This window comes from Rahnella sp. EDr1-12 (assembly GCF_049206505.1).
Taxonomy (GTDB): Bacteria; Pseudomonadota; Gammaproteobacteria; order Enterobacterales; family Enterobacteriaceae; genus Rahnella; species Rahnella rivi.
Genome location: NZ_JBLZNY010000008.1, coordinates 84848 through 107743, shown reverse-complemented (window position 1 = coordinate 107743; position 22896 = coordinate 84848). Strand labels below are relative to the sequence as shown.

Annotated in this window: 19 protein-coding genes and 4 tRNA genes; 16 read left to right on the top strand and 7 right to left on the bottom strand. The window is 54.4% G+C overall.

The window, feature by feature from the left end; genetic code table 11:
* Positions 1-179: 179 nt before the first annotated feature.
* The 5 genes from thrP to ACO0U8_RS22165 all read left to right on the top strand — a co-directional run bounded on the left by thrP (position 180) and on the right by ACO0U8_RS22165 (position 2197).
* Positions 180-1574, top strand: a complete 1395-nt coding sequence (thrP, locus tag ACO0U8_RS22185) for a bifunctional threonine/serine APC transporter ThrP (RefSeq protein ID WP_421671639.1) — start codon at positions 180-182, stop codon at positions 1572-1574.
* A 143-nt stretch (positions 1575-1717) separates the two neighbouring features.
* Positions 1718-1794 (top strand) — tRNA-Arg (locus tag ACO0U8_RS22180).
* 72 nt (positions 1795-1866) lie between these two features.
* Positions 1867-1942, top strand: a tRNA-His gene (locus ACO0U8_RS22175).
* A gap of 31 nt (positions 1943-1973) precedes the next feature.
* A tRNA-Leu gene (locus ACO0U8_RS22170) sits at positions 1974-2059 on the top strand.
* 61 nt (positions 2060-2120) lie between these two features.
* A tRNA-Pro gene (locus ACO0U8_RS22165) sits at positions 2121-2197 on the top strand.
* 607 nt (positions 2198-2804) lie between these two features.
* On the opposite strand, the gene hemY is transcribed toward ACO0U8_RS22165, so the two are convergent.
* The 4 genes from hemY to hemC are packed head-to-tail and all read right to left on the bottom strand — an operon-like array spanning position 2805 to position 6857.
* The gene (hemY, locus tag ACO0U8_RS22160) at positions 2805-4001 is read right to left on the bottom strand and encodes a protoheme IX biogenesis protein HemY (RefSeq protein ID WP_421671638.1); all 1197 of its coding nucleotides are present in this window, start codon (positions 3999-4001) and stop codon (positions 2805-2807) included.
* Positions 4002-4004: 3 nt separating this feature from the next.
* Complete coding sequence (gene hemX / locus ACO0U8_RS22155; RefSeq protein ID WP_056772286.1) at positions 4005-5156, bottom strand: uroporphyrinogen-III C-methyltransferase; 1152 nt, start codon at positions 5154-5156, stop codon at positions 4005-4007.
* Between the two features lie 13 nt (positions 5157-5169).
* Positions 5170-5919, bottom strand: coding sequence for a uroporphyrinogen-III synthase (gene hemD, locus ACO0U8_RS22150; protein WP_056772283.1), 750 nt, complete (start codon positions 5917-5919; stop codon positions 5170-5172).
* Positions 5916-6857 carry a hydroxymethylbilane synthase gene (hemC, locus tag ACO0U8_RS22145; protein ID WP_421671637.1) on the bottom strand — a complete coding sequence of 314 codons (942 nt, stop codon included), beginning with the start codon at positions 6855-6857 and terminating at the stop codon, positions 5916-5918. The genes hemD and hemC overlap by 4 nt, the downstream gene beginning before the upstream one ends.
* A 330-nt stretch (positions 6858-7187) precedes the next feature.
* On the opposite strand from hemC, the gene ACO0U8_RS22140 reads away from it, so the two are divergent.
* The 7 genes from ACO0U8_RS22140 to uvrD all read left to right on the top strand — a co-directional run bounded on the left by ACO0U8_RS22140 (position 7188) and on the right by uvrD (position 15615).
* Positions 7188-9746 (top strand): class I adenylate cyclase, encoded by a 2559-nt coding sequence (locus ACO0U8_RS22140; protein ID WP_056772276.1) that lies wholly within the window; start codon positions 7188-7190, stop codon positions 9744-9746.
* A 158-nt stretch (positions 9747-9904) separates the two neighbouring features.
* Entirely contained in the window at positions 9905-10108 is a 204-nt protein-coding gene (lptM, locus tag ACO0U8_RS22135; protein WP_072158057.1) for an LPS translocon maturation chaperone LptM, read from the top strand.
* Between the two features lie 97 nt (positions 10109-10205).
* Positions 10206-11030, top strand: coding sequence for a diaminopimelate epimerase (dapF, locus tag ACO0U8_RS22130; protein ID WP_056772273.1), 825 nt, complete (start codon positions 10206-10208; stop codon positions 11028-11030).
* Complete coding sequence (locus ACO0U8_RS22125; protein ID WP_421671636.1) at positions 11027-11731, top strand: DUF484 domain-containing protein; 705 nt, start codon at positions 11027-11029, stop codon at positions 11729-11731. The genes dapF and ACO0U8_RS22125 overlap by 4 nt, the downstream gene beginning before the upstream one ends.
* The gene (xerC, locus tag ACO0U8_RS22120; RefSeq protein ID WP_136374663.1) at positions 11728-12639 is read left to right on the top strand and encodes a tyrosine recombinase XerC; all 912 of its coding nucleotides are present in this window, start codon (positions 11728-11730) and stop codon (positions 12637-12639) included. The genes ACO0U8_RS22125 and xerC overlap by 4 nt, the downstream gene beginning before the upstream one ends.
* Positions 12639-13355, top strand: a complete 717-nt coding sequence (yigB, locus tag ACO0U8_RS22115; protein ID WP_217203008.1) for a 5-amino-6-(5-phospho-D-ribitylamino)uracil phosphatase YigB — start codon at positions 12639-12641, stop codon at positions 13353-13355. The genes xerC and yigB overlap by 1 nt, the downstream gene beginning before the upstream one ends.
* Positions 13356-13452: 97 nt before the next feature.
* Positions 13453-15615 carry a DNA helicase II gene (gene uvrD, locus ACO0U8_RS22110; RefSeq protein ID WP_056772262.1) on the top strand — a complete coding sequence of 721 codons (2163 nt, stop codon included), beginning with the start codon at positions 13453-13455 and terminating at the stop codon, positions 15613-15615.
* A 40-nt stretch (positions 15616-15655) separates the two neighbouring features.
* On the opposite strand, the gene ACO0U8_RS22105 is transcribed toward uvrD, so the two are convergent.
* On the bottom strand, positions 15656-16132 hold the full coding sequence (locus ACO0U8_RS22105) for a WbuC family cupin fold metalloprotein (protein ID WP_421671635.1): 477 nt from the start codon (positions 16130-16132) through the stop codon (positions 15656-15658).
* Positions 16133-16551: 419 nt separating this feature from the next.
* On the opposite strand from ACO0U8_RS22105, the gene corA reads away from it, so the two are divergent.
* Positions 16552-17502 (top strand): magnesium/cobalt transporter CorA, encoded by a 951-nt coding sequence (corA, locus tag ACO0U8_RS22100; RefSeq protein WP_056772255.1) that lies wholly within the window; start codon positions 16552-16554, stop codon positions 17500-17502.
* Between the two features lie 62 nt (positions 17503-17564).
* On the opposite strand, the gene rarD is transcribed toward corA, so the two are convergent.
* The gene (gene rarD, locus ACO0U8_RS22095) at positions 17565-18473 is read right to left on the bottom strand and encodes an EamA family transporter RarD (RefSeq protein WP_183850361.1); all 909 of its coding nucleotides are present in this window, start codon (positions 18471-18473) and stop codon (positions 17565-17567) included.
* Between the two features lie 91 nt (positions 18474-18564).
* A complete protein-coding gene (locus ACO0U8_RS22090) occupies positions 18565-19047 on the bottom strand; it encodes a thioesterase family protein (protein WP_421671634.1) in 483 nt (160 codons plus the stop codon).
* A 244-nt stretch (positions 19048-19291) separates the two neighbouring features.
* Here ACO0U8_RS22090 and pldA point away from each other — a divergent pair, with 244 nt between their 5' ends.
* The 3 genes from pldA to rhtC all read left to right on the top strand — a co-directional run bounded on the left by pldA (position 19292) and on the right by rhtC (position 22850).
* Positions 19292-20170 carry a phospholipase A gene (gene pldA, locus ACO0U8_RS22085; RefSeq protein ID WP_122096518.1) on the top strand — a complete coding sequence of 293 codons (879 nt, stop codon included), beginning with the start codon at positions 19292-19294 and terminating at the stop codon, positions 20168-20170.
* Between the two features lie 178 nt (positions 20171-20348).
* Complete coding sequence (gene recQ / locus ACO0U8_RS22080; protein ID WP_056772243.1) at positions 20349-22181, top strand: ATP-dependent DNA helicase RecQ; 1833 nt, start codon at positions 20349-20351, stop codon at positions 22179-22181.
* Positions 22182-22220: 39 nt separating this feature from the next.
* Entirely contained in the window at positions 22221-22850 is a 630-nt protein-coding gene (gene rhtC, locus ACO0U8_RS22075) for a threonine export protein RhtC (RefSeq protein WP_421671633.1), read from the top strand.
* Positions 22851-22896 lie beyond the last annotated feature (46 nt).

Genomic DNA, 22896 nt, shown 5'->3' with positions numbered 1-22896 from the left:
CTCTCTTGCATCCCGCCGTGTCTACTGATGCGTATCTTTCTCAATTGTGGTTTGCAACTCATCCTGAAATGCGGAACCATAACGCCGTTTTTCCGCCCCATGCGGGCATTATCACAATAAAAAAATAACATTCCGGTCATTCCGGAAGGCAAACACAAACACTGAGAAACTGAGGAATTATGGCGAATCAAGAAGAAAAGGGTGGGCTACACCGGGGGCTGGAAGCCAGACACATTGAGCTGATAGCCCTGGGCGGTACCATCGGCGTCGGGCTGTTTATGGGCGCGGCGAGCACCCTGAAATGGGCGGGGCCTTCTGTTTTACTGGCGTACATTCTGGCCGGTATTTTTGTCTTCTTTATCATGCGTTCGATGGGCGAAATGCTGCATCTGGAGCCTGTGGCCGGTTCGTTTGCGGTCTACGCACATAAATACCTCGGGCCTTACTATGGCTATCTGACGGCGTGGAGTTACTGGTTTATGTGGATTGCGGTGGGGATTTCTGAAATCACCGCGATCGGCGTTTATGCACAATACTGGTTCCCGGAATTACCGCAGTGGATCCCGGCGCTGATGGCCGTGGCGATTGTCGCAGCGGCCAACCTGGCCGCGGTGAAACTCTACGGTGAGATGGAGTTCTGGTTTGCGCTGATCAAAATCACCACCATCATTGTGATGATTGTGGTCGGTCTGGCGGTGATCTTCTTCGGCTTCGGTAATCACGGCGAGCCGGTGGGCTTTGCGAATCTGACTGCGCACGGCGGCTTCTTCGCCGGGGGCTGGAAAGGTTTCCTGTTTGCGCTGTGTATCGTCGTGGCGTCCTATCAGGGCGTCGAACTGGTGGGAATTACCGCCGGTGAAGCGAAAAATCCACAGGTGACGCTTAAACGCGCCATCAATAACATCCTGTGGCGGATCCTGATTTTCTACGTCGGTGCCATTTTCGTCATCATCACCATCTTCCCGTGGAACGAAATGGGCACGCACGGCAGCCCGTTCGTCCTGACGTTCGCGAAGATCGGCATTGCCTCGGCGGCAGGTATCATCAACTTTGTGGTGCTGACGGCGGCGCTCTCCGGCTGTAACAGCGGAATGTACAGCTGCGGGCGCATGCTCTATGCGTTGTCGAAGAATCGCCAACTGCCCGCATTCCTGAGCAACGTCTCAAAAAGCGGCGTCCCTGTTTACGGCATCGCGATCACGATTTTGTGTTTGCTGGTCGGTTCGTGCCTGAATTACCTGATCCCGAATCCGGAGAAAGTCTTTGTTTACGTTTACAGCGCCAGTGTTCTGCCGGGAATGGTGCCGTGGTTTGTAGTACTGATTAGCCAGTTGCGTTTTCGTGAAGCGCATAAAGAGAAACTGAAGAACCACCCGTTTAAATCTATTCTCTTCCCTTATACCAATTATCTGACGCTGATTTTCCTGGCCTGCGTGCTCGTGGGTATGGCAATTAACCCGGATACGCGAATTTCTTTGCTGGTAGGCGGGATTTTCATCTCCGGAGTGTCACTGATATACTTCGGCCTCGGCATGCATAAGCGTGCTGCGCTGACGGCAGAAAAGGCAAAATAACGTCTTAAGTCATGGGTGGGGGAGGTTGGGCGCTTACTTTTAATGCGTATTGGACAAAGCGTAATCAAACGCAATATTTCTGAAAAAAAGCACTAGACAGCCATGCGTTAAAACCGTAGTATCCCCACCCGCAACGGCGCTAAGCGCCCGTAGCTCAGCTGGATAGAGCGCTGCCCTCCGGAGGCAGAGGTCTCAGGTTCGAATCCTGTCGGGCGCACCATTAAGTTTGCGCTAGAGTTGCGGTGGTCTTGTTTGAAGTTAAGCAGTCCACGATGTAGAAGAGTTTGAAATGGTGGCTATAGCTCAGTTGGTAGAGCCCTGGATTGTGATTCCAGTTGTCGTGGGTTCGAGCCCCATTAGCCACCCCAAATTTTTTAAATGATTTTGTGAATGTGACATGCGATGGTGGCGGAATTGGTAGACGCGCTAGCTTCAGGTGTTAGTGTCCTTTGGATGTGAGGGTTCGAGTCCCTCCCTTCGCACCACACACACAAAATGCATTTAAATGATGCAGTTAGCGTCAAGAAGTAGTAAGATGCACGACATCGGCGAGTAGCGCAGCTTGGTAGCGCAACTGGTTTGGGACCAGTGGGTCGGAGGTTCGAATCCTCTCTCGCCGACCAATTCAAATAAAGAGCCCTGCAGAAATGCAGGGCTTTTTGTTTTCTGCTTTTAAAAACTGCTCTCACGTCTCTTCCTGATCTTGTTGTTTATCTGCGACATACGCACTTTTCTCTGTCTCTTTCTGGAGACACTTATCTTATTGATAAATAAAGACTCACCTAAGCTGACATTCCTGCGTCGCTCCCTGGCGACAGAATGGGGGATTGCCGGAGCATATCCGCCTTCTGAGAAACAGAGTTCCGGTGTGTTATAAAAATAAAGTTGTTAATTATCAGTGACATAAAAAATTATAAACTGATGCTTGCCATTCTGGCACGCGTCCTGCAATATTCCCGCCGTAGATGCTCATTCCACCCATTATGTTTGCTCCGGCTTCATAAACCTGGGAATGATGCAGAGCCAATTTACAGTGCCTATTGTCATCCTGACCGATAACGCGCAAGCGCTATCACCCAGAAGGCAAAACGTTGAGTGAGGCACTAAATCTGTTGTCCTAGACCTGATTGTTTTTAGACACTTGTCCTTCAGACAAGTGTTTTTTTTGCCTGAAATTTACCGCAGGCATAAAAAAGGCTCCCGAAGGAGCCTTAACAGACAGCAAGATTATTACGGTTGCTGCGAATTGTTCAGGGTTAACATCAGCCCTGCACGGCGCATCTCCGCCGCTTCAGCCGGTTTATGAAGCTTATCCAACGCATCTGCCAGCCAGGCGTAATCATACGCATCAGGACGCTGTTTCAGCGCTTCACGGAAGGCTTCGCTCGCTTGTTGCCATTCCCCGTGCTTCATCAGCAACTGACCGAGCGTGCTGCTTAGCAATGGCGATGTGCCATTTTGCTTGATCAAATTCCGTAATGTTTTTTCCAGCTGCTCCGGATCGCCGGAACGCAGTTTCGGCATCAGTGCGATCAGACGTTCGTCATACTGGCGTTTCAGCCCGTCGAGAATCACTTCCTGCGCCAGATCCTGATCGTTACATTCAATCAGATGCGTCGCCATTGCCACCTGAAGGGCAACTTCATGACGGGTTTTACGGTTCTGGTCTTTCCACCAGCGCTTCAGGCCATCGCTGCCTTCTTCCGCCATCAGCTGGTTCATCATGCCGATATAAGCCTGCTCCTGCAGGACGCGGATTTCGTCATCGGTATGAATATCCGATTTCGCCATAGAAGGCAGAATCTCCAGCAATGACCCGTAGGCGCCGGTACGCAGAAATGCCTGTTCTGCCAGACGTAAGATCTCAGGATGGCGCGGCGACTGGCCGAGCAAACGATCCACGCCATGGCGTGCAGCGTGGATTTCGCCCTGCGCCAGCTGGATGCGTACGCGGGTGATGTCCACCGGCATCTGGTCGGTATCCGCGATTTCAGCAGCACGTTCCAGATACTGATTGGTGCGGATGGTATCACCACGCTGTTGCGCCGCTTCTGCTGCCAGCAGGTAGTTCACCACCGGCTGATCGGCATGGTCGGCATTACGCGCCAGCAATTTCTCCATTTTGCGGTGATCGCCTTCTGCCAGTTTGAGCATGGCTTCTTTGGTTTGCTTACGCGCTTTAGAACTTTTACGCCCGGCAAACCAGCCGCGTGTGCGTGCGCCGGTGCGCAGAACGCGTCGCAGGATCCATTCGATAAAGAACAGCACCAGAACCAGAACGATCAGCATAATCACTAAACCGGTCACGCTGGTTTCAATGTTGTAGTTATCGGTCTGGATCAGCACATAGCCCTGATGACCGGCCAGCATCGGGCCGACGATAATCCCGGCAAACACAATCAGGAATAACACGAAAACTCGTAACATGCGTTATTCCCCCTGCGTTGCGGCGGCGGGCTGCTGAAGCAGGTTACGCACGCGGGTTTGCATCAGTTTTTCCAGCATCGGCTGGCTTTTCAGCTGATCAGGCACGTCCATCGAAATGGATTGCTGGCTGAGATTATCCAGCTCCTCGAGGAAGGCTTTGGTCGAAGGATCTGTGGTATCAAAATACGCCCGTACCCAGGTCGATACGCTCTCCAGCGACTGTTTGTACACTTCATCCTGATGGCGCGGTACGGCCTGTGCGGCAATCAGCAGTCTTGAGCGGATGTTCTCACGCAGGTAGACGTCCTGATTAGGTGCCAGCAGGGGTTCTGCGGTGGAATCACGACGACGGATGGTGATGAAATCATCCATAAAGTTGTGCCAGCTTTTGGTCAGGTTCTGACGCCATTCGGTCAGTGAACCAGAAAGACTGGTGCTGTCGCTGTCCATCGGCGAATCGTCATTATCATTGTCGGCCAGACGCAGGTTATCCACCTGATTAGACAGCTGGTTGAGTTTCAAAATGATGCCGTCGAAATCAATCTGCGTTACCGCAGACAGGCTGCTGACGTCTTCATTCAGTGCGCGGCGAACGTCGATCAGGCTTGGATCATTCATATCTGCCAGGCTGGCATCCGCGCTTTTGAGCAGCGCTGCGGCCGTGGTGACATCCTGATCGCTCCACAGTTTGCGGCCCGCCAGTTTCACCAGATAATCGGCCTGAGCCAGCAACCAGGTTTTGGCATCGCTGCCGGAAATGCTGGCGACTTTATCCTGGAGTTCATTCAGCTGACGGCCAAATGAGGCCTGCTGACGATCGGCGGTTTGCTGGTTTTTATCCTGTTGAGCCAACAAGGTCGCGATTTGCTGTTTGTCCTGTTGCTGGCTTTTTTGCAGGGCATCGAGTTGTTCAGAAAGTGCTTCATCAGAAGCGGCTTTGGCCAGCGCCTGCTGGTGCCCGTGATAGTAAAGACCGGCGCCAAGCGCGATCACTAACACAATGGCGATAGCGCCTAATACCGGTGCGGTACGCTGTTTTTTACGCAACGTCTTCAGCTCCTGATCCCGTACGGAAGCATCTGGCTGGGGGCTCTCAACCGCCGGGGCGATAACAATCTCATCATCCGGTACGGAAGGATTTTTTTGTTCCGTCATTTTGGCACATCCCTTAGTCAGGTAATTGTAATGCGCGAATCAGCGCATCATTGTCTGCATTCTCGGCAACCCGAATAGCGTGCCAGCCGAGCTGGCGGGCAAGGGTTGCCAAACGTTCGCTGACCACCACCAGGCTACAGCGCAGTAACCATGAATGTCGGTAGTAATCAGGAACTAACTGGTACAGCTGTTGCAGCATTTCGCCGCTGGTGACCACCAGCGTATCTACGCCGGCGCGTTGCCAGACGGCGCTTTGCTCACTGGCATCGTAGTGAATCGGGCTGCGTTGATAACACTCGCAGTACGACACTTCAACACCGCGTTCAGTCAGCGTTTCCGCCAGCTTTTCGCGCCCGCCGTTGCCGCGCAGTATCAGCGCTTTCTTGCCCTGAATGCGTTGCAATGACGGAAGATTCAGCAATGTCTCGCTGGTTTCGCTGTCCTGAGGATAGAGAACCGGCAGACTGCTGGCACGATGGAACAGCAGGCCCGTCGTACGGCCAATCGCGTAATAACAAAGTGTGTCCGGCCAGCGGGTAGCAGACTGTCGTAATGCGCGATCGGCGTAATTCACGGCATGTTGTGAAAGCACAAACACCAGATCCTGCTGATCTAATGAGGATAGCAGGTTCGGCAGCGATGCGAGTTGGTTCCCCGGCGCAAATTCAATGAGCGGAGAATGGAAGGCGACCCGACCCAGAGCGCGCAGCCGACTGACCAGCGTTTCTCCTGCCGGAGAAGGACGGGTTACCAGAATGGTCATTTTGGTGCGTTCCCCTGATAGACCTCTTGCAGAATTTCACGCGCGCCATTCGCCAGCAATTCATCCGCCAGATCAATGCCCATGCTCTCTGCATTGGCTGCCGGGCCGCGACGTTCGCCGCACACCATCTGACTGCCATCCGGCGCGCCAACCAGTGCGCGCAACCACAGCTCGTCGCCGTCGAGCTCGGCATAGCTGCCAATAGGCACCTGACATCCGCCTTCGAGACGCATATTCATGGCGCGTTCCGCCTGAACGCGCAAGGTCGTTTCACGGTGCGCCAGAGGAGCAAGCAATTCGCGGGTGAAATGATCGTCGAGACGGCATTCGATACCGACAGCACCTTGTCCGACCGCAGGCAGACACTCTTCCGGCGTCAGCGCAGCACGGATACGGCTCTCCAGGCCAAGGCGTTTCAGCCCGGCGACCGCCAGAATAATGGCATCATAATCGCCGTTATCCAGTTTGGATAAACGCGTACCGACGTTACCGCGTAAATCGCGGATGTGCAGATCGGGACGTTGCTGACGCAACTGACACTGGCGGCGCATGCTTGAGGTCCCGACCACGCTGCCGTGCGGTAATTCGGCCAGACTGGCATAGTGATTGGAGACGAACGCATCGCGCGGGTCTTCACGTTCACAAATGGTCACCAGACCTAAACCTTCGGGGAATTCTACCGGTACATCTTTCATGGAATGTACGGCAATATCCGCGCGGCCATCGAGCATCGCCAGCTCAAGTTCTTTCACAAACAAACCTTTGCCGCCCACTTTGGCCAGAGGAGTATCTAAAATGATATCGCCTTTCGTGACCATAGGAACCAGTTCAACCTGCAAACCGGGATGACAAGCCATTAACTGAGTTTGAACATATTGTGCCTGCCACAGAGCCAGCGGGCTCTGGCGGGTGGCAATTCGAATGATTTTGTCTAACATTTTTGTTACCGTTTATCTGTCTCTGTGACCATCCTACCACTGACAATAGAAAGCTGTCAGCGTAAGAAGCCATTCGTAAAAGAAGGGTAACGGTCGTAAAGGAGATTTGTTCTGTTTGACGGCAAACGGTAAAATCGAGAGAAGCGGAAGAGTAATTGTGGTGCGTTACTTTCTTTACGGTCAATCAGCAAGGTGTTAAATTGATCACGTTTCCAGCAATAATTCGTCAACTATTTGCACAATCGCGGTTGTTCAAAGCATAAGCATCACGATAAATGACGGATTTGGAACGGGGTTCTTTCCAGACACTGAATAATCAGGCGAAACGTCTTGTACCTCTACATCGAGACACTGAAGCAAAGATTGGATGCGATCAACCAGTTACGAGTCGATCGTGCACTGGCGGCAATGGGGCCTGCGTTTCAACAGGTCTACACGTTGCTTCCCGTCTTTCTACATCATCATCACCCTCTGATACCGGGATACCTTGAAGGTAAGGTTCCGCATGGTATCTGCCTTTTCACGCCTGATGACTCTCAAAAAACCTATCTGACTGACCTCGAAGACAAATGGGGCAGCGCGCTTGAGCCTCTGGCGAAAGGCGAATTGCCGATCACCGGCGTCTATTCGATGGGCAGCACCTCATCTATTGGCCAGAGTCAGAGTTCCGATCTGGATATCTGGGTCTGCCATCAGTCCTGGCTTGATAATGAAGAACGCAACCGCTTACAGCAGAAATGCAGCCTGTTGGAAAAATGGGCCGCCTCGCTGGGCGTGGAAGTCAGCTTCTTCCTGATCGACGAAAACCGTTTCCGCCACAATGAAAGTGGCAGTCTGGGCGGTGAGGATTGCGGTTCCACTCAGTACATCTTATTGCTTGATGAATTCTACCGTACCGCGGTGCGGATGGGCGGTAAGCGTATTCTGTGGAATATGGTGCCGGGTGAAGAAGAAGCGCATTACGATGAATACGTGCTGTCGCTTTACGCGCAGGGTGCGCTGACGCCAAATGAATGGCTCGATCTTGGCGGCCTCAGTACCCTGTCGGCGGAAGAGTATTTCGGCGCCAGCCTGTGGCAGCTGTATAAAAGCATCGATTCCCCCTACAAAGCCGTGCTGAAAACCCTGCTGCTGGAAGCCTATTCCTGGGAATATCCTCAAACGCAGTTACTGGCAATGGACATCAAACAGCGTCTGCATCAGGGGGAAATCGTCTGCTTCGGGCTTGATTCCTATTGTATGATGCTCGACCGCGTGACCCGTTACCTGACCCAGATTGAAGATACGACCCGCCTTGATTTAGTCCGCCGCTGTTTCTATTTAAAAGTCTGCGAAAAACTCTCCCGCGCCCGTGCGTCGGTGGGCTGGCGTCGTGAAATTCTCAGCCAGCTGGTGGCGGAATGGGGTTGGGACGAAGAGCGTCTGGCAATTCTGGATAACCGGGCGAACTGGAAAATCGAACGGGTGCGCGAAGCTCACAACGAATTGCTCGATGCGATGATGCAAAGTTATCGCAATCTGATCCGCTTTGCCCGCCGCAACAATTTAAGCGTCAGTGCCAGCCCGCAGGATATTGGCGTGCTGACCCGTAAGTTGTACGCCGCCTTCGAAGCGCTGCCGGGAAAAGTCACGCTGGTTAACCCGCAGATTTCGCCCGACCTGTCAGAGAACGATTTAACCTTTATTCATGTGCCGATTGGCCGCGCCAACCGCACGGGCTGGTATCTGTATAATCAGTCGCCGTCGATGGAATCGATCGTCAGTCATCAGCCGCTGGAATATAACCGTTACCTGAATAAACTAGTGGCATGGGCCTATTTCAATGGCCTGCTGACCTCCACCACGCGGCTGCACATTAAAAGTGGTGGCCTGTGTGATATCGCCAAATTGCGCGAGCTGGTGGCCGATGTTTCACACAACTTCCCGCTGCGTTTAGCGGCACCGACGCCGAAAGCGTTGTACAGCCCGTGTGAAATCCGGCACCTGGCGATTATCGTCAACCTTGAGCATGATCCGACTGCCGCCTTCCGTAATCAGGTTGTGCATTTTGATTTCCGTAAGCTGGATGTCTTCAGCTTTGGGCAGAATCAGGAATGCATGGTGGGCAGCATTGATCTGCTTTATCGCAACTCGTGGAATGAAGTGCGAACACTGCATTTCAGCGGCGAGCAGGCGGTACTCGAAGCGCTGAAAACCATTCTGGGCAAAATGCATCAGGACGCCGCGCCGCCGGAGTCCGTGGAAGTGTTCTGCTACAGCCAGCATCTGCGCGGTCTTATCCGCACGCGTATTCAGCAACTGGTCACCGAGTGCATCGAGCTGCGTCTGTCGAGCAAACGCCTCGAACCGGGCCGGTTCAAAGCCGTGCGCGTTGCCGGGCAAACCTGGGGTCTGTTCTTCGAGCGCCTGAGCGTGTCGGTGCAGAAGCTGGAAAATGCGATTGAATTCTATGGTGCAATCTCTAACAACAAGCTGCACGGTTTATCCGTGAAGTTACAGACCGATCAGGCGCACCTGCCGGCGGTGATTGACGGCTATGCCAGTGAAGGGATCATTCAGTTCTTCTTTGAAGACAGCTCAGACGATATCGGCTTTAACATTTATATTCTCGATGAGTCCAACCGCGTCGAGGTTTATCACCATTGCGAAGGCAGCAAAGAAGATTTGGTGCGTGACGTCAGCCGTTTCTATTCGTCTTCCCATGATCGTTTCACTTACGGCTCCAGCTTTATTAACTTCAACTTGCCGCAGTTCTACCAGATTGTCTCGCTCGACGATCGTATTCAGGTGATCCCTTTTCGCAGCAATGCGTTATCCGCAGTCTGCGCTCCCCCGCCCGAGAGCGAGATCGAACCTTCGCGGCTGAAACAGCAATTCCAGCTGCATTAGAAAAGCGTGATGTACCGCCTGCACGCGGCAGATTCTCTGGCTTTCCTTCTCTTTAAATCCTGAAAGTGTGCCTGCGGGTTTTATCGATTCCTGTTGCTTTTCATGATCCACCTGCGATTATAGAGGCCTTGGTCGCATGAATTACGGGCATTCATAAAATGAAAAACGCTTTACGCTGGTCTCTGGCCGCGACGATATTATTTTCTCTCTCCGGTTGCGGACTGAAAGGGCCGTTGTATTTCCCGCCTGCGGATAAATCTTCTACGCAGAAAACCAGTCAGGTTCCGGGAACCAGCAACGACGGTTCCTCGCAGCAAAAAGGTGTATCACCAGAAAACCTCTCGACGAATTCCAGAGATTAATCAGCCTGCGGGCTAAGGTTCCGGCAGTTTTCTGCCGGGTCCACATTATGAAGGGATCATCGCGACTGGATTTGACCAGCGGTAAACGGAGTCAGTTATGCAGTTCTCCAAAATGCACGGTCTGGGCAACGACTTTATGGTTGTTGACGCCGTGACTCAAAATGTCTATTTCTCCCCTGAGTTGATCCGCCGTTTGTCCGATCGCCATCGTGGCGTAGGTTTTGACCAGCTGCTGGTGGTAGAGCCACCTTACGATCCTGAATTAGATTTTCATTACCGCATCTTCAACGCTGACGGCAGCGAAGTTGCGCAGTGCGGCAATGGCGCGCGTTGTTTCGCCCGCTTTGTCCGTATCAAAGGTTTGACCAACAAACGTGATATCCGTGTCAGTACACAGACCGGCCGCATGACGCTGACCGTCACCGAAGATGAAACCGTGCAGGTGAACATGGGCGAGCCTGTTTTCGAACCGCAGCAGGTGCCTTTCCGCGCGGCGAAACCGGAAAAGACCTATATTCTGCGGGCTGAAGAGCGCACAGTATTTTGCGGTGTTGTCTCGATGGGAAACCCGCACTGCGTATTGCAGGTTGAAGACGTACTGACAGCGGAAGTGGAGCTGCTCGGGCCAATACTCGAAAGCCATGAGCGTTTCCCGGAGCGCGTGAACGTAGGATTCATGCAGATAATCAGCCCGGAAAGCGTGAAACTGCGCGTGTACGAGCGCGGTGCAGGCGAAACACAGGCGTGCGGAAGCGGTGCCTGTGCTGCGGTCGCTATCGGCATTCAGCAAGGTTTACTTGCAGAGGAAGTACAGGTGGAACTGCCGGGAGGCAGCCTCGATATTCGCTGGCAAGGGCCGGGTCATCCGCTGTATATGACCGGACCTGCCACTCATGTTTACGACGGATTTATTCATCTATGAACAATCTTGATGACCAGATTGACCCGGTGATAGCACTCGACGACGACAGCGTGATGCAGTATCTGCTGCAAAACCCGGATTTCTTTATTCGCAATGCGCGCAGCGTCGAGCAAATGCACGTACCGCATCCGGTGAAAGGCAGCACTTCGCTGGTGGAGTGGCAACTCGGGCGTCAGCGTCATCAGATTGCTCAGCTTGAAGAAGAGATTACGCTGCTGATGGAGCAGGCCTCGATCAATGAATCCCTTTTCGGGCGAATGATCGAACTCCAGGCCACGCTCGCCGCCGCCAGCGGTTTGCAGGATATGCTGAACTGTCTGCAACGCTGGGCACGTACGCTCGGCCTGGCGGGGGCTAACGTGCGCCTGTTCGGCGAGAGCTGGCGCATTGGCGCGCCGTCTGACTTTACTCATCTGGCTGTCAGCCGCAGCGCGTTCGAATCCATGCGCATTCAGCGTCTGGGTGAAACGCCGCATTATCTCGGCAGCCTGAACGGCCCGGAATTACTGCTGCTTTTACCGCAAGCAAAAGCGGTCGGTTCAGTCGCGTTATCGCTGATGGGCGAACAGGGTGAACTGGGCGTGCTGATTTTCAGCAGCCGCGACCCGCAACATTATCAGCCTGGTATGGGCACCGTCTTGCTCGACCAGCTGGCAAAAATGTTGCCCGGTTTACTGGAACGCTGGATCGAACGGGTATGAATCATACCGAATCGCCCCTGTATCCCGCAGTCGAGGCGTTTCTGCGTTATCTGCACGTCGAGCGTCAGCTCAGTCCGCTGACCTCCACCAATTACAGCCGTCAGTTAGATGCGCTGATCGCGATGGCCGCTGAAATCGGTGTTTCCGACTGGCAACAGCTTGACGCGCCCAAAGTCCGCATGCTGCTGGCGCGCAGCAAACGCGCAGGGCTAGGCCCGGCGAGTCTGGCGCTGCGGATGTCTTCGCTGCGCAGTCTTCTGGACTGGCTGGTACGGCAGGGCGTCCTGAGCGCCAATCCCGCGAAAGGCATCTCAACGCCGCGTTCCCCCAAGCATCTGCCAAAAAATCTCGACGTCGATGAAGTGAATAAGCTGCTGGAAATCAATCTCGACGATCCGCTTTCCGTCCGCGACCGCGCAATGCTCGAAGTGATGTACGGCGCCGGGATCCGCTTATCGGAACTGGTCGGCATCGACTGCAAACACGTCGATATGGCATCCGGTGAAGTCCGCGTGCTGGGGAAAGGCAGCAAAGAGCGTAAAGTGCCGATTGGCCGTACCGCAGTCACCTGGCTTGAACACTGGCTGGCGCGCCGCCCGCTGTTTGGTCCGCAGGACGACGCGATGTTTTTATCCAGTAAAGGCAACCGCATTTCAGCGCGAAACGTCCAGAAACGCTTTGCTGAGTGGGGCGTCAAACAGGGTGTGAACAGCCACATTAATCCGCACAAACTGCGGCACTCCTTTGCGACGCACGTTCTGGAATCGAGTGGCGATCTGCGTGCCGTGCAGGAATTGCTGGGTCACGCGAATCTGTCCACGACCCAGATCTATACCCACCTCGACTTTCAACATTTGGCGACGGTATACGATGCCGCCCATCCCCGCGCAAAACGAGGCAAAACCTGATGAAGTTCTATCGGCCGCTGAAACGCATTGAAGCGATCACTTTCGATTTAGACGATACGCTGTACGACAACTACGACGTTATCCGCCGTACCGATACTGAAACCCTGAAGTCTATTCAGGGCTTTCACCCCGCGCTGGCAGACATGTCGCCGGATGCGATCCGTCAGATGCGCACAGAATTACTGGCGCAGGACGCTGAGATTTATCACGACGTGACCGAATGGCGACGTCAGGCGGTGCATCTGGCCATGACCCGTGCGGGTCTGAGTGATGACGATGCGAAGCATGGCACTAAAGTTGCGATGGAAACCTTCGCGAAGTGGCGCAGCCGGATTTATGTTCCCGGCGAAAACCACGACGCACTGGCGGCGCTGGCCGAACGCTGGCCTTTAGTGGCGATCACCAACGGCAATGCCGATCCGCACGCCTGTGGTCTGGCGCAGTATTTCCAGTTCACCTTGCGCGCGGGCGATCATGGCCGGGCAAAACCTTACGCCGACATGTATAAAAAGGCGTCGATGAAGCTCGATATCCCGCTGGAAAATATTCTGCATGTGGGAGACGATCTCACCACCGACGTGGCGGGTTCCGTGGCCTGCGGGATGCAGGCGTGCTGGATAAATCTGCGTGAAGGCAACCTGATGCACGTCCGCGATGCCCGTCTGTTACCGCATATTGAGATTTCGCAGTTGGCATCGCTGACAGCATTGCTATAATCCCTTCATTAAATACTCTGTATAAATTCACAGTAGAAAAGCGTTCACAGCGGCATTGATCGCGTGAGTGCTTTTCTCATTCTGACAAACGGTGCCTATGGACGTTTCTGACCTGCTCGACAGCCTCAATGAAAAACAACGTGAAGCCGTGGCCGCGCCGCGCAGCAATCTGTTGGTGCTGGCCGGGGCAGGCAGTGGCAAAACCCGCGTACTGGTTCACCGTATTGCGTGGCTGCTGTCGGTGGAGAATTGCTCGCCGTATTCGATAATGGCCGTAACCTTTACCAACAAAGCGGCGGCGGAAATGCGCCACCGTATCGATCAGCTGATCGGCACCAGTCAGGGCGGCATGTGGATCGGTACTTTCCACGGGCTTGCACACCGTTTACTGCGTGCGCATCATCTGGATGCCAAACTGCCGCAGGATTTCCAAATCCTCGACAGCGACGACCAGATGCGTCTGATTAAACGTCTGATCAAAGCGCTGAACATCGACGATAAACAATGGCCGCCGCGTCAGGCCATGTGGTACATCAACGGTAAAAAAGATGAAGGTCTGCGCCCGCAGCACGTTGAAACCTATAACAACCCGATTGAAGCGACCTGGCTGCGGATTTATCAGGCCTATCAGGAAGCCTGCGACCGCGCCGGGCTGGTGGATTTCGCCGAGCTGTTATTGCGCGCCCATGAGCTTTGGCTGAACAAGCCGCATATCCTGCAACATTACCGCGAACGCTTTACCAACCTGATGGTGGACGAGTTCCAGGACACCAACAGTATTCAGTACGCGTGGATCCGTCTGCTGGCAGGCGACAACAATAACGTGATGATTGTCGGCGACGATGACCAGTCGATCTACGGTTGGCGCGGTGCGCAGGTCGAAAATATTCAGCGCTTCCTGAAAGATTTCCCGAATGCGGAAACCATCCGTCTGGAGCAGAATTACCGCTCCACCAGCACCATTCTGAAAGCCGCCAACTCGCTGATTGAAAACAACAGCGGCCGTATGGGCAAAAACCTGTGGACCGAAGACGGCGAGGGCGAGCCGATCTCCCTGTATTGCGCGTTCAATGAACTGGATGAATCGCGCTTTGTGGTTAACCGCATCAAAACCTGGCAGGACAACGGCGGCGCGCTGAAAGATTGCGCCATTCTTTACCGCAGCAACGCCCAGTCGCGCGTGCTGGAAGAAGCGTTATTGCAGATGGCGATGCCGTACCGCATTTACGGCGGTCAGCGATTCTTCGATCGTCAGGAAATCAAAGACGCACTGGCCTATTTGCGCCTGATGGCGAACCGCAATGACGATGCCGCCTTTGAGCGTGTGGTGAATACCCCGACGCGCGGCATTGGCGACCGGACGCTTGACGTGGTGCGGCATACCGCGCGTGACCGTCAGCTGACGATGTGGCAGGCAACGCGTGCCTTGTTGCAGGACAAAGCCCTGGCGGGCCGTGCAGCCTCTTCGCTGCAACGCTTTACCGAACTGGTGGATGCGCTGGCACATGAAACCGCCGATATGCCGCTGCACGTGCAGACTGACCGGGTGATTAAAGATTCCGGCCTGTTCATCATGTATGAGCAGGAAAAGGGCGAGAAAGGGCAGGCACGTATCGAAAACTTAGAGGAACTGGTGACGGCAACGCGTCAGTTCAGCTATCAGGATGAAGACGAAGATCTGATGCCGTTGCAGGCGTTCCTGTCTCATGCCGCGCTGGAAGCGGGCGAAGGTCAGGCCGATGCGAATCAGGATGCTGCACAACTGATGACGCTGCACTCAGCCAAAGGACTGGAGTTCCCGCAGGTCTTTATCGTCGGTATGGAAGAGGGCATGTTCCCGAGCCAGATGTCGCTGGAAGAAAGTGGCCGTCTGGAAGAAGAACGCCGTCTGGCTTACGTGGGCGTGACCCGCGCCATGCAAAAATTGACCCTGACCTACGCTGAAACCCGACGTTTGTACGGCAAGGAAGTGTCGCATCGTCCTTCACGTTTTGTCGGTGAACTGCCTGAGGACTGCGTAGAGGAAGTACGAATGCGGGCTAACGTCTCGCGCCCGATGAGCAACCGCAGCGTCGGCACGCCGACCAGCGTCAGCGACACCGGTTTCAAACTCGGCCAGCGCGTGGTGCATCCTAAATTCGGTGAAGGCACCATCGTCAATATGGAAGGCAGCGGCGAACACAGCCGTCTGCAAGTCGCATTCCCGGGGGAAGGGATTAAGTGGCTGGTCGCCGCTTATGCTCGCCTCGAAGCCGTTTGATTTTTAACTCTTCCCCCTTCGCAGGGGGAAGAGCAAAGAACTAAAGGCTAAAAACCTCACCCACTTCCGCTGTCGCATACCATTTCAGCGTGTCTTTTACGCCTTCTTCGCCTTCCGGCGGGGTGCCTGGCAGACAGTCCTGTTCCTGAACGGGTTGATACGCGCCGCGTTTTACTTCAAAAATCACACCGCCCTCGTCGAGGGATAATACGCTGTGCCAGGTATTGGCCGGGATTTCCAGCAGACGGGTTTCTGCGCCGAGCCACAGACGTTCAGTGATTTTGCCGCTGTTATCGTAAATCAGCACCAGAAAACGCCCGCGCAGCGCGGTCAGCATTTCCCAGGTATGCGGATGGCGGTGAATGCGCACGTACGTGCCCGGCTCCATCGCAATCGCCAGGCGCTGTACGTCATCTTCCGGTGCAGGATGAATGTTCAGATTCTGACGCAGGCGGGGAGAATGCGCAGCCTGGGTGATCAGGTCGCACAGTGTGTCTTGGGAAATCTGCTTAATCATTGTTGGCTTCTGGAAAGGAGGAGGGATCAGGCCTCTGAGTGTAGCCAAAAAACCGGTCAGACATAAGTCAGTAAAGGTTATCATCTGAGCAAGATTTTTATGCCGAAATGTTGCCAGATTAGATTTGTTGGCGGTTGACAGTCTTTTTATTCCCGGCGTAACATGCGCGCACTATTATCAATGAGGAACTTCGCCTTGGACACACCCAGTAGATACTGGCTCAATAACCTGTTCATTAGGTACCACTTCTAAGGCCCTCCTCTTTGCTGATGGCCTTAGTGGTTGTCAGCGACCCCCGTTCTGTCGCTGTGAGTCAGATCTGAATTTGGTCTGAATTACGCCGGTGACTCTTTTCGCCCCGTGATTTTCTGTGCTTCAACGCGTTGTCCACTTTCTGTAATTCTTGGGAGAACGGGCACATGCTGAGTGCTTTTAAATTAGAAAACAGCCGCTTATCCCGTTTAGAGCTGGACGAGGCAGACGATCTCAAAACCTCATTGTGGGTAGATTTAGTCGAGCCTGATGAGCAAGAGCGCGAACGCGTTCAACATGAATTAGGGCAAAGCCTGGCAACACGTCCCGAGCTGGATGACATCGAAGCCTCGGCGCGTTTCTTCGAAGATGAAGACGGCCTGCACATTCACTCCTTCTTTTATTATGAAGATGCCGAAGACCACGCCGGTAACAGCACCGTCGCATTCACCGTGCGCGAAGGCCGCCTGTATACCCTGCGTGAGCGCGAATTACCGGCATTTCGTCTTTACCGTATGCGTGCCCGCAACCAGACGCTGGTCGACGGCAACGCCTACGAACTGCTGCTGGATTTGTTCGAAACCAAAATCGAACAGCTGGCGGATGAAATCGAAAACATCTACAGCGATCTGGAAAAACTCAGCCGCGTGATCATGGAAGGGCATCAGGGCGATGAGTATGACGCCGCGCTCTCCACGCTGGCAGAGCTGGAAGATATCGGCTGGAAAGTCCGTTTGTGTCTGATGGATACCCAGCGCGCCCTGAATTTCCTGGTGCGGAAAGCGCGTTTACCGGCAGGCCAGCTGGAGCAGGCGCGTGAAGTGTTGCGCGATATCGAATCCCTGCTGCCCCATAACGAATCCCTGTTCCAGAAAGTGAACTTCCTGATGCAGGCGGCGATGGGTTTTATCAACATCGAGCAGAACCGCATCATCAAGATTTTCTCGGTGGTATCGGTCGTTTTCCTGCCGCCAACCTTGGTGGCATCCAGCTACGGGATGAACTTCGAATTCATGCCTGAGCTGAAATGGGCGTTTGGCTATCCGGGAGCGATCGGGTTGATGATCCTCGCGGGTCTGGCGCCTTACCTGTATTTCAAGCGCAAAAACTGGCTGTAACGTTCTGTTATCCAATAAAAAAGCCCCTCACCGCAAAAACGGAGAGGGGCTTTTTCGATCGGTCAGGCTTTTGCCGTCACGCCCCGGCGCAGGCGGCCCTGCGTATAGAGCGCGTCAGTGATAAAGCACAGCAGCCCCACCCAGATGAAGCCGAAGGTGATGAGCTGCGAGGTATTTACGGTTTCTCCGTAGAACACCACCGCCAGCAGGAACATCAGGGTCGGGCCGAGATACTGGAAAAAGCCCAGCGTCGACAGCTTCAGACGCGCCGCCGCCGCCGTGAAGAACAGCAGAGGGATAGTGGTGATAATCCCGGCAGCCATCAGCAGTAAATCCAGTGACCACGGATTAGCCGACAGATTACTGGTCGGACTGTTGGCGATAAAGAACAGATAAATGCCCGCCAGCGGCAGCAGCCAAAGCGTTTCGATCAGCATACCGGTCTGGGAATCCACGCCGATTTTCTTACGCAACAGCCCGTAAAAGGCGAAGGTGAGCGACAGTCCCAGCCCGATAACCGGCACTGAGCCAAACATCCAGACCTGGATCAGCACACCGGCGAACGCCAGAACCACGGCGAGCCATTGCAAACTTCGGAACCTTTCGCGCAAAAACAGCATGCCCAGCACGACATTCACCAGCGGGCTGATAAAGTAACCGAGGCTGGCTTCGAGGATGTGATTGTTATTGATCGCCCAGATAAAAATCAGCCAGTTCGCCCCGATAAACAGCGCGGTGACGAGCAGCATGCCGACTTTCTTAGGCTGTGCCAGCACCCGCCGGACATCGCCCCAGCTGCGGCTGACGGACAGCAGCACTAACATAAAGAAGAAGGACCAGATCACCCGATGGGTAAGAATTTCATCGGCGGGCACTTCTTTGATCAGCTTGAAATACGCCGGTGCGATCCCCCAAATCAAATAGGCGATAAAGGCAAAAATAACGCCTTGCCGGGTACGTTGTGCATCCATGTGGGTACCTGAAAAGAAAGAGATTAACGGATCGCGAGTGTACCTGATTTACGCTGCCAGATTTCTTTTTCAGCAACGTGTTAAGCAGATTTTAGCCGACCATGTAGGTCGCGGTGGTGGTCGCGATATGAATGCCGCTGTCGTTGTGCAGATCGACGCGGGCCACAGAGATTTTATTTCCGGCGCGGATCAGGCTGGCAGAAGCGATGAAGAAGTCGCCACGGCCTGGGCGAAGATAATCGACGCGTAAATCGACGGTGCCCATTTTTGCTAACCGCTGGCGCATTTCAGCCTCAAGCAGAGGATGATCGGGTTTATCGCGCCGAATAAGCGAGCTGGTCACGCACACCAGCCCGGCCGCGACGTCCAGCGCGGCCGCGATAACGCCACCGTGTAAGATTTTTTGCGCAGCGTTGCCGACCAGTTTGGTCTGATTGGCAAATTTCAGCTCCGCGTAATCGCAGTCGAGGCGTTTAAGTTCCAGACCGAGTTCGCGGTTAAAAGGCATGTCATAAACGAAAATATTACCAATCAGTTGCAGAGCAGCTTCGTGGCTTAGGGATGACGCAGACATGAAAGGTTTCCTGATCCAAACGACAAGAGCGCTATAGTCGCGCAAAGAGTTAATGGAATGTTGATCTTAAGTGCCGGAGACGGGGAATTCTACCTCGTGCGCGATAAATCTATTCAATACTCTTGTCGGAATGTATATGTGTGTAAAATGCTCTGCTTTCTCAGTTTCTGAATACCGGCCGGCAGCCGGCTATTTTAAACCACAAAGACTAACAACATTATTTAACACTAAAGGGTGAGGACAAATGCGTAAAATTTGGGCTGTCGGGGCCACCATGTTGGCGTTGCCATTACTGGGACATGCAGAAGAAGCAACGGTACAAGAAGTGCATGATAAGCCCGCCGTGCGTGGCAGCATCGTGGCCAGCATGTTGCAGGATCACGATAACCCTTTTACGCTTTACCCTTATGAGTCGAACTACCTGCTTTACACCGACACCAGCAATATCAATAAGAAAGCCATTGAGTCTTATGACTGGGCTGATAAAGCCCGTCATGACGAAGTGGCATTCCAGCTGAGCCTGGCCTTCCCGCTGTGGCGCGGCATTGCCGGTGACAACTCGGTGCTTGGCGCGTCCTACACGCAGAAATCGTTCTGGCAGCTGTCGAACAGCGGCCAGTCTTCACCTTTCCGTGAAACCAATTACGAACCACAGCTTTTCCTGGCGTGGGCGACGGACTACGATTTCCTGGGCTGGACGCTGCGTGAAGCCGAGTACGGTGTTAGCCACCAGTCAAACGGTCGCTCAGACCCGACGTCCCGCAGCTGGAACCGCGTGTATGCCCGCTTTATGGCGCAGAACGGTAACTGGCAGGTGGATCTCAAGCCCTGGTACCGCATTCCTGAAAGCGATGAAAACGACGATAACCGCGACATCACCAAATACATGGGTTATTACCGTCTGAAAGTAGGCTACGCCTGGGGCGACAGCGTCTTTAGCGTGGAAAGCCGTTACAACTGGAACACCGGCTACGGCGGCGCAACCACGGGCTGGAGCTATCCGATTTCCAAGCACGTACGCTTCTACACGCAAGTGTTCAGCGGCTACGGTGAGTCATTAATTGACTACAACCACAAGCAGACTCGCGTCGGTGTGGGTATCATGCTTAACGATATGATGTAAAAATACCCGTCTTACTTCAGGTTGCAGGTGCGTTGGCGGCGCCCGGCCCCGGAGCACTGACTCCGGCAGGCGCAGCGGGATGCCCTCGCTTGCCGCCTTTCGGGTATATTGTGTCATTGCAGTACAGCCCCGGCGGCTTTAGGGCTTAGCCGGGTGGTTTGAACAGTTGGGGAATTGAGTGTCTACGGCGGCAGTGATAAATAAAGAAGAGCTGGCTCATCAGGTATTACGCGATACCTTCGGCTATCAGCAATTCAGACCGGGTCAGCAAACGATCATCAATACCGCCATTTCTGGCCGGGATTGTCTGGTTGTCATGCCGACCGGCGGCGGTAAGTCGCTGTGCTATCAAATCCCTGCGCTGGTGATGGACGGCCTGACGCTGGTGGTTTCACCGCTCATCTCGCTGATGAAAGATCAGGTCGATCAGCTGATGGCGGCGGGTGTGGAAGCCGGTTGCCTCAACTCGACGCAAACCCGCGAGCAGCAACAGGAAGTGATGGCGGGCTGCCGTACCGGCCGCATCAAAATGCTGTATATCGCGCCGGAACGTCTGATGCTGGGTGATTTCCTCGAACAGCTGCAACAGTGGAATCCGGCGATGCTTGCCGTGGATGAAGCCCACTGTATCTCCCAATGGGGCCACGATTTCCGCCCGGAATACCGTGCGCTCGGCCAGCTGAAACTGCGTTATCCGCAGTTACCGGTGATCGCGCTGACCGCGACCGCGGATGAAGCTACGCGCAACGACATTGTCCGTCTGCTCGAGCTTAACGATCCGCTGATTCAGGTCAGCAGTTTTGACCGCCCGAATATCCGTTACACGCTGGTGGAGAAGTTTAAACCGCTCGATCAGCTTATCCGCTTCGTGCAAGACCAGCGCGGCAAAAGCGGCATTATCTACTGCAACAGCCGCGCCAAAGTGGAAGACACGGCGGCGCGTCTGCAAAGCCGTGGCCTGAGCGTCGGCGCGTACCATGCCGGGCTGGATAACGACACCCGTGCCCGGGTGCAGGAAGGTTTCCAGCGCGATGATTTGCAAATCGTGGTGGCTACCGTGGCGTTCGGGATGGGCATCAACAAGCCCAACGTGCGTTTTGTGGTGCACTTTGATATTCCGCGCACCATAGAGTCTTACTATCAGGAAACTGGCCGTGCCGGGCGTGATGGCCTGCCGGCGGAAGCGGTACTGCTTTACGATCCGGCGGATATGGCCTGGTTGCGTCGCTGCCTGGAAGAGAAACCACCGGGTGCGCAGCAGGACGTTGAACGCCACAAGCTGAATGCGATGAACGCGTTTGCAGAAGCGCAAACCTGCCGCCGTCTGGTGCTGCTGAATTACTTTGGCGAAGGCAAACAAAACGCCTGCGGAAACTGCGACGTCTGCCTCGATCCGCCGAAACGCTACGACGGCCTGCTGGATGCGCAGAAAGCGCTGTCAGTCGTGGCGCGCGTCGGGCAACGCTTTGGTTTGGGTTACGTGGTCGAAGTGCTGCGTGGCGCCAATAACCAGCGTATCCGCGAATACGGCCACGACAAACTGACGGTGTACGGCATCGGTAAAGAACACAGCAACGAACACTGGACCAGCGTGGTGCGTCAGCTGATCCACCTCGGGCTGATTATGCAAAATATCGCCATGCACTCGGCCTTGCAGCTGACAGAAGCAGCGCGTCCGGTTTTGCGTGGAGAGATCCCGTTACAGCTGGCGGTACCGCGTATTCAGACGCTGAAAATTAAAAGTCCGTCCCGCCAGAAAACGTACGGCGGTAATTACGATCACAAGCTGTTTGCCAAATTGCGCAAGCTGCGTAAGTCACTGGCCGACGACAATAATGTGCCGCCATACGTGGTGTTTAACGACACCACGCTGCTGGAAATGGCTGAACATCTGCCGATAAGCCCGAGCGATTTGCTGGATATTACCGGCGTCGGCCAGCGGAAGCTGGAGAAGTTCGGGCGGCCATTTATGGCGATGATCCGCGATCACATTGATAACGGCGACGACTGACAGTCAAGAATTCCCCACACACCATAAAGAGAGTAAATCATGCTGATGCTGTTCCTGATGGTTGCGATGATGCACATGATCGCGCTGGCGAGTCCGGGCCCGGACTTTTTCTTTGTTTCGCAAACGGCAGCCAGCCGCTCGCGTAAAGAAGCCATGATGGGTGTCATTGGGATTACGCTCGGCGTTGCGGTATGGGCGGCAGTGGCGCTGATGGGTCTGCATCTGATCCTGCAAAAAATGGCCTGGCTGCACCAGATTATCACCGTCGGCGGTGGCCTGTACCTGTGCTGGATGGGCTGGCAGTTGCTGAAATCAGCGCGCGCTAAAAAACAGGCGGGCGAAACGGAAGTGGTTGAAACCGCCGTGGCGTTGCCAGCAAACGGACGCACCTTTATGCGTGGCCTGCTGACCAATCTTTCCAACCCGAAAGCCGTTATCTACTTCGGCAGTGTATTCTCTATGTTTGTCGGCGACAGCGTGACAGGCGGCGAGCGCTGGGGTCTGTTTATCCTGATCATCGCCGAGACACTGGCCTGGTTTACTCTCGTCGCGCTGGTGTTTGCCTTGCCAGCGATGCGTCGCGGGTATCAGCGTTTAGCGAAATGGATTGATGGCGTGGCAGGCGTGGTATTTGCAGGCTTTGGTATTGCGCTTATCGTGAACCGTTAATCAGCGATTCTGCACATAAAAAAGGGTCCGGCTTACCACCGGACCC

Coding starts and splice junctions, on each gene's coding strand:
- uvrD (WP_056772262.1), top strand. CDS start 13,453: ATGGACGTTTCTGACCTGCTCGACAGCCTCAATGAAAAACAACGTGAA.
- ACO0U8_RS22090 (WP_421671634.1), bottom strand. CDS start 19,047: ATGTCTGCGTCATCCCTAAGCCACGAAGCTGCTCTGCAACTGATTGGT.
- hemY (WP_421671638.1), bottom strand. CDS start 4,001: ATGTTACGAGTTTTCGTGTTATTCCTGATTGTGTTTGCCGGGATTATC.
- ACO0U8_RS22105 (WP_421671635.1), bottom strand. CDS start 16,132: ATGATTAAGCAGATTTCCCAAGACACACTGTGCGACCTGATCACCCAG.
- yigB (WP_217203008.1), top strand. CDS start 12,639: ATGAAGTTCTATCGGCCGCTGAAACGCATTGAAGCGATCACTTTCGAT.
- hemC (WP_421671637.1), bottom strand. CDS start 6,857: ATGTTAGACAAAATCATTCGAATTGCCACCCGCCAGAGCCCGCTGGCT.
- thrP (WP_421671639.1), top strand. CDS start 180: ATGGCGAATCAAGAAGAAAAGGGTGGGCTACACCGGGGGCTGGAAGCC.
- lptM (WP_072158057.1), top strand. CDS start 9,905: ATGAAAAACGCTTTACGCTGGTCTCTGGCCGCGACGATATTATTTTCT.
- xerC (WP_136374663.1), top strand. CDS start 11,728: ATGAATCATACCGAATCGCCCCTGTATCCCGCAGTCGAGGCGTTTCTG.
- corA (WP_056772255.1), top strand. CDS start 16,552: ATGCTGAGTGCTTTTAAATTAGAAAACAGCCGCTTATCCCGTTTAGAG.
- hemX (WP_056772286.1), bottom strand. CDS start 5,156: ATGACGGAACAAAAAAATCCTTCCGTACCGGATGATGAGATTGTTATC.
- ACO0U8_RS22125 (WP_421671636.1), top strand. CDS start 11,027: ATGAACAATCTTGATGACCAGATTGACCCGGTGATAGCACTCGACGAC.
- pldA (WP_122096518.1), top strand. CDS start 19,292: ATGCGTAAAATTTGGGCTGTCGGGGCCACCATGTTGGCGTTGCCATTA.
- dapF (WP_056772273.1), top strand. CDS start 10,206: ATGCAGTTCTCCAAAATGCACGGTCTGGGCAACGACTTTATGGTTGTT.
- rhtC (WP_421671633.1), top strand. CDS start 22,221: ATGCTGATGCTGTTCCTGATGGTTGCGATGATGCACATGATCGCGCTG.
- rarD (WP_183850361.1), bottom strand. CDS start 18,473: ATGGATGCACAACGTACCCGGCAAGGCGTTATTTTTGCCTTTATCGCC.
- hemD (WP_056772283.1), bottom strand. CDS start 5,919: ATGACCATTCTGGTAACCCGTCCTTCTCCGGCAGGAGAAACGCTGGTC.